Annotated in this window: 13 protein-coding genes; 5 read left to right on the top strand and 8 right to left on the bottom strand. The window is 71.6% G+C overall.

Annotated elements, in window-relative coordinates; translation table 11 throughout:
• Window positions 1-7 precede the first annotated feature (7 nt).
• The 6 genes from rplE to NS331_RS10015 form a co-directional block, all read right to left on the bottom strand.
• Window positions 8-547 (bottom strand): 50S ribosomal protein L5, encoded by a 540-nt coding sequence (rplE, locus tag NS331_RS09990; protein WP_058641846.1) that lies wholly within the window; start codon window positions 545-547, stop codon window positions 8-10.
• An 8-nt stretch (window positions 548-555) separates the two neighbouring features.
• Window positions 556-873: a 50S ribosomal protein L24 gene (gene rplX / locus NS331_RS09995; RefSeq protein ID WP_058641847.1), complete on the bottom strand. Its 318-nt coding sequence runs from the start codon at window positions 871-873 to the stop codon at window positions 556-558.
• Window positions 874-885: 12 nt separating this feature from the next.
• Window positions 886-1,254 (bottom strand): 50S ribosomal protein L14, encoded by a 369-nt coding sequence (gene rplN / locus NS331_RS10000; protein ID WP_017760917.1) that lies wholly within the window; start codon window positions 1,252-1,254, stop codon window positions 886-888.
• 251 nt (window positions 1,255-1,505) lie between these two features.
• Window positions 1,506-2,402, bottom strand: a complete 897-nt coding sequence (gene ubiA, locus NS331_RS10005; protein ID WP_058641848.1) for a 4-hydroxybenzoate octaprenyltransferase — start codon at window positions 2,400-2,402, stop codon at window positions 1,506-1,508.
• Window positions 2,399-3,004 carry a Dps family protein gene (locus NS331_RS10010; RefSeq protein WP_082702378.1) on the bottom strand — a complete coding sequence of 202 codons (606 nt, stop codon included), beginning with the start codon at window positions 3,002-3,004 and terminating at the stop codon, window positions 2,399-2,401. Before NS331_RS10010 ends, ubiA begins: the two co-directional genes overlap by 4 nt.
• Window positions 3,005-3,175: 171 nt before the next feature.
• Entirely contained in the window at window positions 3,176-4,141 is a 966-nt protein-coding gene (locus NS331_RS10015; RefSeq protein ID WP_058641849.1) for a LysR substrate-binding domain-containing protein, read from the bottom strand.
• Window positions 4,142-4,230: 89 nt separating this feature from the next.
• Between NS331_RS10015 and NS331_RS10020 the strand changes: the two genes are divergently transcribed.
• Both NS331_RS10020 and NS331_RS10025 read left to right on the top strand, forming a co-directional pair.
• On the top strand, window positions 4,231-8,040 hold the full coding sequence (locus NS331_RS10020) for a DUF2339 domain-containing protein (RefSeq protein WP_058641850.1): 3,810 nt from the start codon (window positions 4,231-4,233) through the stop codon (window positions 8,038-8,040).
• Window positions 8,037-9,506, top strand: a complete 1,470-nt coding sequence (locus NS331_RS10025) for a DUF3999 family protein (protein WP_058641851.1) — start codon at window positions 8,037-8,039, stop codon at window positions 9,504-9,506. The genes NS331_RS10020 and NS331_RS10025 overlap by 4 nt, the downstream gene beginning before the upstream one ends.
• 35 nt (window positions 9,507-9,541) lie before the next feature.
• On the opposite strand, the gene recG is transcribed toward NS331_RS10025, so the two are convergent.
• The gene (recG, locus tag NS331_RS10030) at window positions 9,542-11,677 is read right to left on the bottom strand and encodes an ATP-dependent DNA helicase RecG (protein ID WP_058641852.1); all 2,136 of its coding nucleotides are present in this window, start codon (window positions 11,675-11,677) and stop codon (window positions 9,542-9,544) included.
• Between the two features lie 116 nt (window positions 11,678-11,793).
• Here recG and queA point away from each other — a divergent pair, with 116 nt between their 5' ends.
• From queA to tgt, 3 genes are read left to right on the top strand one after another with little or no spacing between them, the layout of a single operon-like run.
• Complete coding sequence (gene queA / locus NS331_RS10035; RefSeq protein ID WP_058641853.1) at window positions 11,794-12,876, top strand: tRNA preQ1(34) S-adenosylmethionine ribosyltransferase-isomerase QueA; 1,083 nt, start codon at window positions 11,794-11,796, stop codon at window positions 12,874-12,876.
• A complete protein-coding gene (locus tag NS331_RS10040; RefSeq protein WP_058641854.1) occupies window positions 12,873-14,186 on the top strand; it encodes a PQQ-dependent sugar dehydrogenase in 1,314 nt (437 codons plus the stop codon). The genes queA and NS331_RS10040 overlap by 4 nt, the downstream gene beginning before the upstream one ends.
• Entirely contained in the window at window positions 14,183-15,361 is a 1,179-nt protein-coding gene (tgt, locus tag NS331_RS10045) for a tRNA guanosine(34) transglycosylase Tgt (protein ID WP_058641855.1), read from the top strand. The genes NS331_RS10040 and tgt overlap by 4 nt, the downstream gene beginning before the upstream one ends.
• 62 nt (window positions 15,362-15,423) lie before the next feature.
• Here the strand turns inward: tgt and NS331_RS10050 are convergent.
• On the bottom strand, window positions 15,424-15,728 hold a 305-nt coding region (locus NS331_RS10050; RefSeq protein ID WP_058641856.1), incomplete at its 5' end, for a DUF3597 domain-containing protein.

Here is a 15,728-nt window from a genome sequence, read left to right on the forward strand (position 1 = left end):
GTCACCTTTAGTTCTTGAAGGGGAAGCGGAAGCCCTGCAGCAGCGCCTTGGCTTCTTCGTCGGACTTGGCGGTCGTCGTGATGCTGATGTTCAGACCACGCAGCGCATCCACCTTGTCGTACTCGATCTCGGGGAAGATGATCTGTTCCTTGACGCCGATGTTGTAGTTGCCGCGGCCATCGAAGGCACGGCCGGAGATACCGCGGAAGTCACGCACGCGGGGCAGGGCCACGGTGACGAAACGGTCCAGGAACTCGTACATCTTCACGCCGCGCAGGGTGACCATGCAGCCGATGGCCTGGCCTTCGCGGATCTTGAAGCCGGCGATGGCCTTCTTGGCCTTGGTCACGACGGGCTTCTGGCCGGCGATCTTGGTCAGATCGGCAACGGCGTGGTCCATGACCTTCTTGTCGGCGACGGCCTCACTCACGCCCATGTTCAGCGTGATCTTGGTCAGGCGCGGGACCTGCATCGGCGACTTGTAGCCGAACTTCTCGGCCAGTTCTTTAGCGATCTTTTCGCGGTAGTGTTGTTGCAGACGGGCCATGGTGTACCTCAGGCAGCCTTGATTTCTTCGCCGCTGGACTTGAAGACGCGCACGCGCTTGCCGTCCACCAGCTTGATGCCCACGCGGTCGGCCTTGCCGGTCGCGGCATTGAAGATGGCCACGTTGGATTGATGGATGGGCATGGCCTTCTCGACGATGCCGCCGGTCGTGCCCTTCATGGGGTTGGGCTTGGCGTGCTTCTTGACGAGGTTCACGCCCTCGACGACCACGTGGGTCTCGTCGGCGCGCAGGCTGACGGTGCCTTGCTTGCCCTTGTCGCGGCCGGCGATCACGATGATCTTGTCGCCCTTGCGAATCTTGTTCATGGCGTTGTCCTCTTACAGAACTTCGGGGGCCAGCGAAACGATCTTCATGAACTTCTCGGTACGCAGTTCACGCGTCACGGGTCCGAAGATGCGGGTGCCGATCGGCTCCAGCTTGGCGTTGAGCAGGACGGCGGCATTGCCGTCGAACTTGACGAGCGAACCGTCGCCACGACGGATGCCCTTGGCGGTGCGCACCACGACGGCGTTGTAGATCTCGCCCTTCTTGACGCGACCGCGCGGCGCGGCTTCCTTGACGCTCACCTTGATGACGTCGCCGACGCTCGCATAACGACGCTTGGAGCCGCCGAGCACCTTGATGCACAGGACGGACTTCGCACCCGTGTTGTCGGCCACTTCGAGCCGGGATTCAGTCTGGATCATTGCTAATAGTTCCCAACTTGTACCGTTGAGGCCAGACGTCCGGCAGTGTGCCGGCGCGAGAAACCTGTTCGGTCAGTCTTGGGCCCGTCGTCGGCGTGCACAAAAAAGCCGTATGGCGCCTTTGCTCGTTGCACGCGTCCGTCTGGGCGGAAAGAGTTCGCTTTTTAGGGCGAAGCCGGCGATTATTGCAGGCTTTCCCAGGGCTGTCAACCACCTATCCAGCACCGGAGACGAATCGAGCGCCACCTGCGTCAGGCGCGCAGGGCATGCCCCCCGACCACGCCTGCGAAGACGGCGAAGCCCAGCCAGTGGTTGTGCCGGAAGGCGCGAAAGCACCCTTCCCGCGTGCGGTGGCGGATCAGCGTCCAGTGCCACAGCGCCTGCCCGGCCGCCGCGACCAGGCCCAGCGCGAAGGGCCAGCCGAGTCCGGCCGCGAACCCGGCCCAGCCCCACACCGCCAGGAACAGCATGTAGCAGGCCATCACCACCGCCACATCGAAGCGGCCCAGCGTGATGGCGGAGGTCTTGATGCCGATGCGCAGATCGTCGTCGCGGTCGACCATGGCGTATTCGGTGTCGTAGGCCAGCACCCAGCCCAGGTTGCCCAGGAGCAGCCAGGCGGCCAGCATCGGCACGGCCCCGTCGCGCACCGCGCTGAAGGCCATCGGGATGCCCATGCTGAAGGCGATGCCCAGGACGGCCTGGGGCATCGACACGACACGCTTGGCGAAGGGATAGGCGAGCGTGATGGCCAGCGCGCCGAAGGACCAGGCCACCGTGGGCCGGTTGGTCGTCAGCACCAGGCCGAAGGCCGCCAGTGCCAGCACCGCGCCCAGGGCCAGCGCTTCCCGGGTGGAGACGGCGCCGCTGGTCACCGGCCGCTGCGCCGTGCGCTTGACGTGGCGGTCGAAGTCGCGGTCGGCGACATCGTTGACGCAGCAGCCGGCGCTGCGCATGAGGATGGTGCCGAGCACGAAGACGGCCAGCAAATGCCAGCCTGGGAATCCGCCCGCCGCGAACCACAGGGCGCCCAGCGTGGGCCACAGCAGCAGCAGCCAGCCGGCCGGCCGGTCCCAGCGGACCAAGTCCAGATAAAGAGAAAGCCGCCCGCGGCGGGCGGGCGGCTTGGGGGCGATGGCGCTGCTCACTCTTCCAGGAGCGAACGCAGCATCCAGGCGGTCTGGTCGTGCACGGTGCAGCGGGCGGTGAGCATGTCGGCCGTCGGATCGTCGCCGGCTTCCTCGGCCACCGGAATGAACTCGCGGGCGATGCGCGAGACGGTCTCATGGCCCTTGACCAGGATGCGCACCATCTCCATGGCACGCGGCGGCTGCTGGGGCACGTCGGGCACGGTGGAGATCTTGCTGAACTCGGCGTACGAGCCCGGCGCGTAGTGGCCCAGCGCACGGATGCGCTCGGCAATCACGTCGGTGGCGTTCCACAGTTCCGTGTACTGCGCCATGAACATGGCGTGCAGCGAGTTGAAGTGCGGACCGGTCACGTTCCAGTGGAAGTTGTGGGTCGTGAGGTAGAGCGTGTAGGTGTCGGCCAGCACGCGCGACAGGCCTTCGGCAATGGCAGCGCGGTCCTGGCGGTCGATGCCGATGTTGATCATGGGCGCATTGCGGCCGCCGGATTCCGGCGCCACCAGATCGCCGCCCTTGTCGGGCACGTTGCCGGCCGAAGCGGCGGGCGCCGAGGCCACGATGGGGTTCTTGTCCTTCTTGGGCGGCTTGGGAAGCTTGGCCATGCTGGATTCCTTTGGTGACAGGGATGGAGAAAGAAAAACGGTGCGCTGCCGGCGGCGAGCGCTGCGCCGCTCGGCGCGCGATGGCTCTACCTTAGGCCGACCGGCCCGTGCGAGGCAACAGGGCCGACTCTATCGAAGACATAGCGGCCCGCCATGCAGGCCATTGCCGCATCAGGACAAACGTTTGACGCCCGGCAATTCGCAGGCATAGATCGCGTTGCGCAGCGCGGCGATGGCCTCGTAGCGGGTGAAGCTGCGGCGCCAGGCCAGCACCACGCGGCGCGAGGGCGGCGTGCCGTCGCGGTCGTCGCGCACGGGCACGTAGCGCACGATGGGCTCCAGGTCCTTGCGGGCCTTGCTGCGCGGCTTGAGCGCCTCGGGCGGCACCGACAGGCGCGGCACCAGGGTTACACCCATGCCGGCCGCCACCATGTGCTTGATGGTCTCCAGCGACGAGCCCTCGAAGCTCTTGCGGATGCCCTCGGCATTGCTCGAGAAGCGTGCGAATTCGGGGCAGACCTCCAGCACGTGGTCGCGGAAGCAGTGGCCGGTGCCCAGCAGCAGCATGGTCTCGTTCTTGAGCTCGTCGGAGCTGACCCATTCGCGCGCGGCCAGCGGATGCTGGGCCGGCACGGCGGCCAGGAAGGGCTCGTCGTAGAGCTGGGCCATCGCCAGGCCGGAATCGGGAAAGGGCTCGGCCATGATGGCGCAGTCGATCTCGCCGGCGCGCAGCATCTCCAGCAGCTTGGCGGTGAAGTTCTCCTGCAGCATCAGCGGCATCTGCGGCGTGCGGGCGATGTTCTGGCGCACCAAGTCCGGCAGCAGGTAAGGCCCGATGGTGTAGATGACGCCCAGGTTCAGCGGGCCGGCAAGCGGGTCCTTGCCGCGCTTGGCGATTTCCTTGATGGTGGCGGCCTGGTCGAGCACCGACTGGGCCTGCTGCACGATCTGCTCGCCCAGGGGCGTGACCGTCACCTCGCCGGCGCTGCGCTCGAAGAGCTTCACCTCGAGCTCGTCTTCCAGCTTCTTGATCGCCACCGACAGCGTGGGCTGGGAGACGTAGCAGGCCTCGGCCGCCTTGCCGAAATGCCGCTCGCGCGCCACCGCGACGATGTATTTGAGTTCGGTCAGGGTCATAGCTTGCGTAAATTATGCGCGCCACCCCCGCCAGGATGCCCCGCCGGGCCCTCTTACACTTTCCAGAAAAGTACAAGGGAGGGCTTGTCATGTGGTTCATGGGTCTGGTCGCCGGCGTGATGATGGGCATGCTCGTCCAGTCGTTCACGGCGGCGATCTGGTTGGGTCTGCTGGGCATCGCGGCGGGCGCCGCTTACGGCGCCAGGTTGCGGGAGAAGGAGGCGAGTGCGGCGGCGGCAGCGGCGCCCGCGACGCTGCCGGTCTCGGAGGCGGCCCTGCGCGCCCAGGTGCGCGAGCTTCAACAGCAGGTCACCCAGTTGACGCACCGCGTGGGCCTGCTCGAGCAGGCCCGCGGCGAGGCGCCGACGGCGGCGCAGCAGCGGCCGACCCCGCCGCTGACGGACACCGTGGCCACACCGCCGAGGCCTGTGCCTGCGCGCGCAGCCACGGCCGCGACGACGGTGGCGCCACTGCCTGAGGCCCGATCCCCCTCGACCAACGTACCGGCGCAGGCCGATGCCCCCGCCCTGCAAGCCGCCGGGCCAGCCCCGGTGCCCGCCGCGATGCCGGCACCCGCGCCGCAGGCGCGCCCCACCGCCCGGGCGATGGTGGCCGAGCCCCCCGTGGCGCCACTGGAAGACGCGGCCGAACCCGCACGCCCCGCCGTCCCGCCCGCCGTGCAGGTGCCGCTGCGCGACCGCTTGCCGACCCCGCTGGCGAAGCTGATCTTCGGCGGCAACACGCTGGTCAAGCTGGGCGTGCTGATCCTCTTCCTTGGCCTGGCCTTCCTGCTGCGCTACACCGCCGAGCGCGTCACCGTGCCGGTCGAGCTGCGCTACGCCGGCGTCGCGCTGGTGGGCACCGGCCTGCTGGTCGGTGGCTGGCTCCTGCGGCTGCGCCGACAGACCTATGCCCTGATCCTCCAGGGTGCCGGCATCGGCGTGCTCTACCTCACGACCCTGGCCGCGATGAAGCTGAACGGGCTGCTGCCACCGGCCCCGGGACTCGGCTTCCTGTTCGCCGTGGCCGTGCTGAGCGCGGCGCTGGCCGTCCTGCAGAACGCGCCGATCCTGGCCATCGTGGCGGCGCTGGAAGGCTTTGCCGCCCCGGCGCTGGCATCGACCGGCGGCAGCCCGCCCGCCCCCCTGTTCGCCTACCTGCTGGTGCTCGACCTCGGCATCTTCGCCATCGCGCACTTCAAGGCCTGGCGGGTGCTCAACCTGATCGGCTTCGCCGGCACCTTCACGCTGGCCAGCGGATGGGCGCACCGCAATTACAGCGACGCCGATTACGGCGTGACCCAGGCATTCCTGGTCGTGTTCTTCCTGCTCTTCGCCTTCATCGGCCTGCTGTTCGCCCGGCGCACGCTGCGCGACATGCCGGCCGAGGACGCCGCCCCGCTCGTCCAGCGCGCCACCGACACCCTTCGACGCGTCGGCCGGGTAGACAGCGCCCTCACCTTCGGTCTGCCGATGGCGGCCTTCGGCCTGCAGTACGCGATGGTGCGGGAGGCCGCGTTCGGGCCCGCCTTCGCGGCGCTCGGCTTCGCGGCCTTCTACCTGGCCCTGGCGCGGCTCGTCCTGTCGACCCAGCCGCGCGGGCTCGCCCTGCTGGCCGAGGCCTACGTCATCGTGGGCGTCATCTTCATCAACCTGGCTATCCCGCTCGGGCTGGAAGGCCGCTGGAGCGGCGCCACCTGGGCCATCGAGGCGGCGGGCATGTACTGGCTGGGCCAGCGCCAGGGTCGGGTCTATGCGCGCCTGTTCGCCTTCCTGGTGCTGGGCGGCGCCATCGTCCAGCTGCTGCGGGACACCGGCATCGCCGACGCCTCGCAGCCGGCCCTGCTCCAGGGCAGCCTGATCGGGCCGCTGATGGTGGCCGCCGGCGCGCTGTTCATGTGGCGGGCCCTGCGGCGCGCCGCCCTGCCCGACGGCTGGGAAGCGGGGCTGGGGGCAGCGCTGCCCTGGGTGGGCGTCGCGGCGCTGACGATGCTGCCGTGGCAGGTGCTGGCCCCCCGCTGGGCAGCAAGCGCGACGGGGCTGATGGCCGTGGGGGTGTTCGCCGTCGCCCGGCGCTTCGGCTTGCGGCCGCTGCTTCCCATCGTCCGCGCCCTGCAGGCCCTGGCCGTGCTGGCCTTCCTGGCGACCGTGCAATGGGGAGCGCCCGACACCGCCGCGCTGGCTGGCGGCTGGCAGGGCATGGTCGCCGCCGTGCTGGTCGCGGCCGCGCTGCTCCTGCCGGCGCTGTGGCCCGGCCAGGCGCAGCCGAGCGGCGTCGGCCCGGCCGCCGCCCCCGCGCGCTCGCCGGCGCAGGTCGTCGCGGTACTGGCCGGCGTGGCGCTGCTGCACCTGGCCATGCTGTTCGGCATGGACTGGCGGCATGCCGCGCTGATCTGGCCCTTCACGGCCCTGCTGGTGATGCACCTGGCGCTGCGGCGCGACCATCCGCCCCTGGCGGCGATGGCCGCCGGCCTCTACGCCCTGGCGGCGCTGCTGTTCCTCGGCACCGGCGGTCCCGGTTCCGCCGCCCAGGCAGGCGACGGCTTGCGGGCGTTCGCGCACCTGGGCTTCTGGACCCCGCTGGCCCTGGGGCTCACGGCGCTCACGGCGGGCGACTGGCTGCGCGCCGCGGCGCATCGCGTGGCGGCGGCGCACCGCGTCGATCCGCAGCAGCCCGTGCAGTCCGGCACCGTCGCCAATGCCTGGACCGCAGCGCCCTTCGTCCAGTGGCCGGCGCCCCTGGCGGCGCTGGCGGGCTGGCTGCTGGCCCTGGACGGCGAGATCCTGCGCCTGCTGGCCGTCCACGGGCAGGACGCCTACCGCGCATCCGCCACGGTGGGCGTCACCCTGCTGACCTCCGCGCTGGCCACATGGATCGCCGTGCGCCGCGACTGGCGGCAGCTCGGCCTGACCACACTGGCCACCCTGCCCGCCCTGATGGCGTCGGCGGCGGTGGCGGTGGCGCACAGCCGCGGCCTGGACAGCCCCTACCAGCCATTCGCCGCACTGGGCTGGCTCGCCTGGCCCCTGGCACTGCTGTGGCACCTGACGCTGCTGCGCCTGCAGCGGTGCTGGCGCGAGGCCGCCGACCTGACGCCCTGGCACCTGGCCGGCGCCTGGTTCTTCCTGCTGCTCGCCACGCGCGAAGGCCAATGGCAACTCGGCCGCCTGAGCGGCCTGCCGGACGGGCTGGACGGCTGGTCCCTGCTGGGCTGGGTGCTGGTGCCCGCCGCGGTGCTGTGGGCGCTGTGCGCCCCCGGGCTGGCACGCGCCTGGCCGTTGAACGAGCAGCGGCGAACCTACGTCGAGGTCGCGCTGGCCCCGGTCGCCGCCTGCCTGCTGGCCTGGGCCTGGGTCACCAACGTGGCCAGCCCCGGCGACGCCACGCCGCTGCCCTTCGTGCCACTGCTCAATCCGCTCGAACTGGGCCAATGGTTCGTGCTGCTGGCCCTGCTGAGATGGTGGGCGGCCTTGCCGGACGGCTCGGCGGTCCGGCAGCCGCCCCGCTTCCTGCAGCCCGTGGCAGCGTTGACCGGCTTGGCCCTGCTGACGGGCATGGCGCTGCGCGCCTGCCACCACTACGCAGGCGTGGCATGGCGGGCCGACGCGCTGTATGCGTCGTGGCTGGCGCAGGCCACGCTGTCGATCCTGTGGGCGCTGCTGGGCGTGCTGTCCATGGTGGTCGGCAACCGGCGCGGGCGGCGTTCGCTGTGGATCGGCGGCGCGGCGCTGCTGGGGCTGGTGGTGGTCAAGCTCTTCTTCGTGGAACTGGCCAACCATGGCGGGCTGTTCCGCATCGTCTCCTTCATCGGCGTCGGGGCGTTGCTGCTGCTGGTGGGCTACTTCGCACCCGTGCCGGCGGCACGGGAACCAGCCGGGGACGGAAAGGCAACCTCATGAAAGACATGCTTCGCCTCGGCCTGGGTGCCCTCGCCATGGTGGCTGGCGGCCTCGCCGTTGCCCAGCAGCAGGCGCCGCTGACCCTGGACGGACCGGGCCCGTTCTACCGCTTGGTCGTGCCGTCCGCCATCCACGGGCTGCTGCCGGACGGCGACCTGCGGGATGTGCGCGTGCGCAATGCCGCGGGCCAGGCCGTCCCCTTCGCCTGGCTGGATGCCGAGGACGATCCGCAGGCCCGGCCGCGCGTCGAGTCGCACGAGGTTGCCCTGCTGCCGCTGCCGACCCGCGCGGACACGGCCCCCGACCTGCTCGGCCTCAAGCTGCGCCCCGACGGCTCGCTGGCCCTCGCCGCAGCGAGCGCCGCGCTGTCGTCGGCCCCCGCGCAGGCCTGGGTGATCGACAGCCGCCGGGCCGACGGCGCGCTGGTGCGGATCCGCTTCGAGCTGGCCGGCGACGCGCAAGGCATCTTCCCCTTTACGCTCGAGACGTCCGACGATCTGCGCCGGTGGCAGCCCCTGCTCGCCGACGACCAGCTCGTGCGCCTGCAGCGCGACGGCCAGTCGATCGAGCGCCTCGCCATCGACCTGGGACGGGTGCGGGCGTCCTTCCTGCGCCTGAGCTGGCGGGACGGCGTCCAGGCGCCCGCCCTCGCCCGGGCCTGGGTCGACAGCGTGCGCACGCCGGCGCCGGCGCCACCGGCGCTGGAATGGTCGGCGGCGGTGGCGCCCAGCCGTTGCGGCGCGGACTTCTGCGACTATCCCGCGCCCCCGGGGCTGCCGCTGCAGCGCCTGCGCATCCACCTGGCCGACCGCAACACGATGGCCCCGGTCCAGGTGTCGGGGCTGTCGCCGGCCGGCGCGGCGGAGGCACGTGGCCATCGCCATGTGCTCGATGCGCTCCGTCACGGCGGTGGCCGGGACCGCGCCGACGCGCCGGCCGGTGCGCTGCAAGTCCAGCGGCTGGCCGACACCGTGGTCTACCGCCTCGACCAGGGCGGCGGGGAGGTCCATGCCGCGCCGGTCGCGCTGGACGGCGGGGCCCACGCCTTCGTGCGCCTGCAGACCCGCGGCCCGATGGCGGCGCTGGGCACGCGGCCGCCCACGGTGTCCTTCGCCGCGCGGCCCCGTGTGCTGGAGTTCCTGGCCCAGGGCCAGCCGCCCTTCGTGCTCAGTTGGCAGGCGTCGGCGCACGATGCGGCGGCGGACAGCGCCAATGCCGCGGCCCTGAAGACCTTGCGCGCGGGCATCGCCCAGCAAGCCCCCGGCCGGGCCACGGTCACGCTGCCCGCACCGCCGCCGGCCGTCGCTTCCACGGCAGCGGCGCCCGGGCCTGCCGCTGCTTCCGCGACGCCCGCGGCGCGACGCAGTCCCTGGCTGTGGGCGGCGCTCGGCTCGGGACTGCTGGTGCTGGGGGCGATGGCGTGGTCGTTGCTGCGCAGCCTGAACAAGCCCTCCGGCGACCGCTGATCGCCCGGCCCGGCGCCGCGATGCGCCCCGCGCCGTCAGGCCTTGAGGAATTCCGCTTTCGTCCCCAGCCACCGGTCCACGTGCCGATGCGCCTGGTCCGGGTGGCGGTCCAACAGCTGCGGCGCCAGGTCGCGCGCCCATTCGAGCAGGCGCTGGTCGGTCGCCAGGTCGGCGAAGCGCAATAGGGGCGCGCCGGACTGGCGGGCGCCGAGGAACTCGCCGGGGCCGCGGATCTCCAGGTCGCGCCGGGCGATCTCGAAACCGTCCGCCGTCTCGACCATCGCCGTCAGCCGGGCCTTGGCGGCCTGGCCCACGCGGCCGCTGTCGCCCGGCGCGTAGAGCAGCACGCAGGCCGAGGCCGCCGCGCCGCGGCCCACCCGGCCGCGCAACTGGTGCAGCTGCGAGAGGCCGAAGCGCTCCGAATGCTCGATCACCATCAGCGAGGCATTGGGCACGTCCACGCCCACCTCGATGACGGTGGTGCTGACCAGCACCTGCAGTGTGCCGGCGCTGAAGTCGGCCATCACAGCCTGCTTCTCGGCGGTGGGCATGCGCGAATGCAGCAGGCCGACGCGCACCGTCTCGCCCAGGGCGTCGGCCAGCTCGTCGCGGGTGGCGGTGGCGTTGCGCAGGTCCACCGCCTCGCTTTCCTCGATCAGCGGGCAGACCCAGTAGACCTGCCGGCCCTGCTGGATCTGGCCATGGATGCGGGCGATGACCTCGTCGCGCCGGTGCTCGGCCAGCAGCTTGGTGACGACCGGCGTGCGGCCGGGCGGCAGCTCGTCCAGGGTGGAGACGTCCAGGTCGGCGTAGTAGCTCATGGCCAGGGTGCGCGGGATGGGCGTGGCGCTCATCATCAGCAGGTGCGGCTCCAGGGCCTGCATGCCCCCCTGGCCCTCTCCGCCTTCCGACGCCTTGCCGCGCAGCGCCAGCCGCTGGGCCACGCCGAAGCGGTGCTGCTCGTCGACGATGGCCAGCGCCAGCCGCTGGAAACGCACCTTCTCCGAGATGACCGCATGCGTGCCCACCACCAGCGCCGCTTCGCCGCTTTCGACGGCCGCCGCCATGGCGTCGCGCTCGCGCTTCTTCTGGCTGCCGGTGAGCCAGGCCACGCGCCGGCCCTGGGCGGCCAGCAGCGGGTCGAGCCAGCCGACCAGCTTGCCGAAATGCTGCGAGGCCAGGATCTCGGTGGGCGCCATCAGCGCGCACTGGAAGCCGGCATCGATGCAGCGGGCTGCGGCCAGCGCGGCCACCAGCGTCTTGCCCGAACCGACGTCGCCCTGCAGCAGCCGGTGCATGGGCTGGCGGTGGGCTAGGTCGGCGGCGATCTCGCGGTCGGCGCGGGCCTGGGCGCCGGTGGGCGAAAAAGGCAGCGCCGCCAGCAGGCGGGCATGCAGGCTGCCTTCGCCGGTGCCGGCGCGCAGCACGGGCGCGCGCTGGGCCTCGCGGGCGCGGCGGGCCTCCAGCTGGGACAGCTGCTGGGCCAGCAGCTCCTCGGCCTTCAGGCGCTGCCAGGCCGGGTGGCTGCGGTCCTCCAGCGCGACCAGGGCCACGTCGGGGGTTGGGTGGTGCAGGAACTCGAGCGCGGCGCGCAGGCTCCAGGCGCCGTGGGGCAGCAGCTCGGCGGGGATCAGCTCGTCCAGCCCGGCACGCGCCAGGCCGGCCTGCACGGCCCGCCGCAGCACCGGCTGGGCCAGGCCGGCCGTCGTGGCATAGACCGGCGTGAGCGCCAGCGGCAGCGCCGTGCCGGCCGCCTTGACGACGGGGTGCAGCATCGTCCGGCCGACGAAGCCGCCCTTCACCTCGCCGCGGGCGCGCACCCGGCTGCCGGGCGCCAGCTGCTTCTGCTGCGACGGATAGAAATTGAAGAAGCGCAGCTGGCAGGTGTCGCTGCCGTCGTCCAGCGTGGCGATGAGCTGGCGGCGCGGGCGGAACACGATCTCGCTGTCCACGATCACGCCTTCGACCTGCGCCTGTTCGCCATCGCGCACGTGGGCCAGCTGCACGATGCGCGTCTCGTCCTCGTAGCGCAGCGGCAGGTAGAGCGCGAAGTCGATGTCGCGCACCAGGCCCAGTTTTTTCAGCGCGCGCTGCACCTGGCTTTCGCCGCTGCCAGGCGCGCGGGGCGCGGCGGGCGCGGGGGCAGGCGAAGCGAGGGGGCGCGCGGACATGGGACAATTCTGCCTCCCCGCCCTCCTTCGCCCCGCGCGTGACGCCGCCGCCACGCGCCGGCCTCATCGGAGGGCTTCCGCCTCTTTCTTGGAACGGGCCCGTCCGGCCCTCAAGCATGTCCCGCACCGACTTCACGCTCTCGGATTTCGACTTCGCGCTGCCGCCCGAACTGATCGCGCAGCAACCCGCCCCCGAACGCAGCGCCTCGCGCCTGCTCGACGGCACCGGCCCCGAACCCACCGACCGCATCTTCCGCGACCTGCCTGCGCTGCTGCGCGAGGGCGACCTGCTGGTCTTCAACGACACGCAGGTGGTCAAGGCCCGCCTCTTCGGCGAGAAGCCCACCGGCGGCCGGCTGGAGCTGCTGATCGAGCGCGTGCTGGACGGCCAGGAAGTGGCCGCCCACATGAAGGTCAGCAAGAAGCCGGCCGTGGGCACCGTGCTACGCATGGACACGCCCCCCGGCCAGCCGGCCTTCCGCGCCACGCTGCTGGGCCGCTGGCCCGAGGAAGGCGGCCCGCTGTTCCGCTTCGCGCTGGCGAGCGACGACGGTGCCGACCCCTACACGCTGATGGAACGCCACGGCCACGTGCCCCTGCCGCCCTACATCGAGCGCCAGCAGGCGCAGGAGACCGCGGCAGACGCCGCCGAGGACGCGCGCCGCTACCAGACGGTCTTCGCCCGCGTGCCCGGCGCCGTGGCCGCGCCCACGGCGGCGCTGCATTTCGACGAGGCGCTGCTGGCGCAACTGGAGGCCCGCGGCGTGCGCCGCGCCAACGTCACGCTGCACGTGGGCGCCGGCACCTTCCAGCCCGTCAAGGCCGAGAACATCGCCGAGCACGTGATGCATGCCGAGCGCTACCACGTGCCGCCCGCCACGCAGCAGGCGATTGCCGACTGCCGCGCCCGCGGCGGCCGCGTGGTGGCGGTGGGCACGACCACCGTGCGCACCCTCGAATCCTGGGCCGCCAGCGGCCAGGCGCAGGGCGACACGCAGATCTTCATCACGCCGGGCTTCCGCTTCCGGCACGTGGACCTGCTCGTCACCAACTTCCACTTGCCCAAGAGCACGCTGATGATGCTGGTCAGTGCCCTGGCGGGCTACGAGCGGGTGATGGCGCTCTATGCCCATGCCATTCGTGAGCGCTACCGCTTCTTCAGCTACGGCGACGCGATGCTGCTGGAGCGCGCGGCATGAGCGCCCGGCCGTCTGCGCCGAAGGGCGCACGCACCGCCAACGAGGCGCGGCCGGCCTGGCGCCTGCTGCAAACCGTCCTCCTGGGTGCGCTGCTGGGATTCGTGCTTCCAGCCGCCGCACGCGGCTACACGCCCGCCGGCCGCTGCGGCGACTTCGCCCGGCTGGACATTCCCAGCCCCGCCGGCACCTGCGTCGCGCTGCTGGCCGACGAGGCCGAGGGCCTGCGTGCCCCGCGCCGCATCCTGGAGGTGGCGCCCGGCCGCTACTGGATCGCCGACATGGGCTCCTGGGAGCCGAAGCGTGGCCGCCTGCTGGAGATGACGCTGCCCGCCGATGGCCCCGCGCCGCGCCGCGCCCGCATCGCCGTGCTGGCCAGCGGCCTCGACCGTCCGTCAGGCCTCGCATTGGCCCCCGACGGCAAGGTCTACGTCGGCGAAGCCGGCCGCGTCTGGCGCACGCCTGTCGGCGCGCCCGGCGCCGAGCCGCAGCGCGAAACGGTGCTCGACGGACTGCCTGACGACGGCACCCATCCGCTCAAGGAAATCGCCTTCGGCCCGGGTGATCGGCTCTACGTCAACGTCGGCTCCAGCAGCGACAACTGCCGCAGCGGCAAGGACGCGCCGACCCTGCCCTGCCCCGACGGCGAAGGCGCCAAGCCGCGCGCCGCCGTGTACGAGGCGCAGCTCGCCGGCCCGCAGCGCACCGTGCAGCGCTTCGCGCCCTTCGCCACCGGCCTGCGCAACAGCATGGCCCTGGCCGTGCTGCCCGCCACGGCGGGCGCCACCGAAGGCCGCGTGCTGCAGGGCGAGAACAGCATCGACTACCGCGACGCGCAGAGCCCGCCCGAAGAACTGAACCTGCTGCAGCGCGGCCGCTTCTACGGCTGGCCCTACTGCGTCGGCCCGCGCAAGAACGCCCAGGGCTACGAAGGCCGCTTCGACTGCAGCAAGAGCGAGGCGCCGCTGGCCCTGTGGCCCGCGCACGCCGCGCCGCTGCAGATGCTGCCCGGCCCCGCCAAGACGCCCTTCGCCGGCCAACTGCTCGTCGCCTGGCGCGGCCCGCAGGCCAGCGGCCACCGCGTGGTCGGCTTCAAGCTCGACCCCAAGACCGGTCTGCCCGCAGGCCCCGCCATCGACTGGCTCGCGGGTTGGCATGCCAAGGACGGCGTGCGGCCCATGGGCCGGCCCACCGGCCTCACCGTCGACCGCGCCGGCCGCCTGCTGGTGGTGGAAGACTTCAACCGCACCGTGCTGATGCTGCTGCCCGCGCAGCCCCCGGCCGCCCAACCTTCTTCGTCCGCCAAGCCATGACCGCCCTCCAGTTCGACCTGCTGGCCACCGACCCCGACAGCCATGCGCGCCGGGGCACGCTGACCCTCAACCATGGCGTGGTGCAGACGCCGATCTTCATGCCCGTGGGCACCTACGGCACCGTCAAGGGCGTCATGCCGCGCAGCCTGGAAGAGATGGGCGCGCAGATCATCCTGGGCAACACCTTCCACCTGTGGATGCGCCCCGGCTTGGACGTGATGGGCGCCTTCGGCGGCCTGCATGCCTTCGAGCAGTGGAACAAGCCCATCCTCACCGACTCGGGCGGCTTCCAGGTCTGGAGCCTGGGCGCGATGCGCAAGATCAGCGAGGAAGGCGTCAAGTTCGCCTCGCCGGTCAATGGCGACAAGCTGCTGCTCACGCCCGAGGTGTCGATGCAGATCCAGACGGTGCTCAACAGCGACATCGTCATGCAGTTCGACGAATGCACGCCCTACGAAACCCAGGGCCGCATCACCAACGAGGCCGAGGCGCGCCGCTCCATGGAACTGAGCCTGCGCTGGGCCAGACGCTGCCAGGCCGAATTCGCGCGGCTGCAGAATCCCAACGCCCTGTTCGGCATCGTGCAGGGCGGCATGTTCGAGCACCTGCGGGAGGAATCGCTGGCCGCGCTGGTGGAGATGGACTTCCCCGGCTATGCCGTCGGCGGCGTGAGCGTGGGCGAGCCCAAGGAGGACATGCGCCGCATCACCGCCCACACGCCGCACCGCCTGCCGGCCCACAAGCCGCGCTACCTGATGGGCGTGGGCACGCCAGAGGACCTGGTCGAGGGCGTGGCCCAGGGCGTGGACATGTTCGACTGCGTGATGCCCACCCGCAATGCGCGCAACGGCACCATCTTTACCCGCTACGGCGACCTCAAGCTGCGCAACGCCCGCCACCGCAACGACCCGCAGCCGCTGGACCCGAGCTGCACCTGCCATGCCTGCGCCGGCACCGCCGGCGTGAGCTGGGCCGATGGCGGCCGCGGCGGCTTCTCGCGCGCCTACCTGCACCACCTGGACCGCTGCGGCGAGATGCTGGGGCCGATGCTCACCACCATCCATAACCTGCACTACTACCTGAACCTGATGCGCGAGATCCGCGAGGCGCTGGACGCGGGCCGCTTCGGCGAATTCCGGCGGCAGTTCGCGAGCGACCGGGCACGGGGCGTCTGACCGTCCTGCCCCCAACGACAAAGCGGCCCGAAGGCCGCTTTTCTTTTGGGGCGCGCGATGGCTCAGCGCATCTCGGGCGGCAGCGTGCCGCCGTTGGCCGCGATGCGGGTCATCACCTGCTTGTGCAGCCAGATGTTCCATTCGGCGGAGCCCGGCTCGGCATTGCCGGTGTAGATGAATTCGTTGGCCAGTTCCTTGCGGGCGGCCAGGCTGCTGTCCAGGCCGAGCAGCTTGAGCAGGTCCACGATGGAGGTGCGCCAGTTGAGCTGGGCCGCACCCGGCATGGCATCGAGGATGGGGGCCACCTCGCCCAGCGGGATGGACGGCGGCGGCGCGGGCACGGCCGGCGCAGGCGCGGCGGCGGCGG

The sequence above is a fragment of the Pseudacidovorax intermedius genome, from assembly GCF_001476815.1.
GTDB classification, from domain to species: domain Bacteria; phylum Pseudomonadota; class Gammaproteobacteria; order Burkholderiales; family Burkholderiaceae_C; genus Xenophilus; species Xenophilus intermedius_A.

Bases quoted from the DNA above. Each gene is read 5' to 3' on its own strand.
- rplE (WP_058641846.1), bottom strand. From the start codon at position 547: ATGGCCCGTCTGCAACAACACTACCGCGAAAAGATCGCTAAAGAACTG.
- rplX (WP_058641847.1), bottom strand. From the start codon at position 873: ATGAACAAGATTCGCAAGGGCGACAAGATCATCGTGATCGCCGGCCGC.
- rplN (WP_017760917.1), bottom strand. From the start codon at position 1,254: ATGATCCAGACTGAATCCCGGCTCGAAGTGGCCGACAACACGGGTGCG.
- NS331_RS10010 (WP_082702378.1), bottom strand. From the start codon at position 3,004: ATGGCCAAGCTTCCCAAGCCGCCCAAGAAGGACAAGAACCCCATCGTG.
- NS331_RS10015 (WP_058641849.1), bottom strand. From the start codon at position 4,141: ATGACCCTGACCGAACTCAAATACATCGTCGCGGTGGCGCGCGAGCGG.
- NS331_RS10020 (WP_058641850.1), top strand. From the start codon at position 4,231: ATGTGGTTCATGGGTCTGGTCGCCGGCGTGATGATGGGCATGCTCGTC.
- NS331_RS10025 (WP_058641851.1), top strand. From the start codon at position 8,037: ATGAAAGACATGCTTCGCCTCGGCCTGGGTGCCCTCGCCATGGTGGCT.
- recG (WP_058641852.1), bottom strand. From the start codon at position 11,677: ATGTCCGCGCGCCCCCTCGCTTCGCCTGCCCCCGCGCCCGCCGCGCCC.
- queA (WP_058641853.1), top strand. From the start codon at position 11,794: ATGTCCCGCACCGACTTCACGCTCTCGGATTTCGACTTCGCGCTGCCG.
- NS331_RS10040 (WP_058641854.1), top strand. From the start codon at position 12,873: ATGAGCGCCCGGCCGTCTGCGCCGAAGGGCGCACGCACCGCCAACGAG.
- tgt (WP_058641855.1), top strand. From the start codon at position 14,183: ATGACCGCCCTCCAGTTCGACCTGCTGGCCACCGACCCCGACAGCCAT.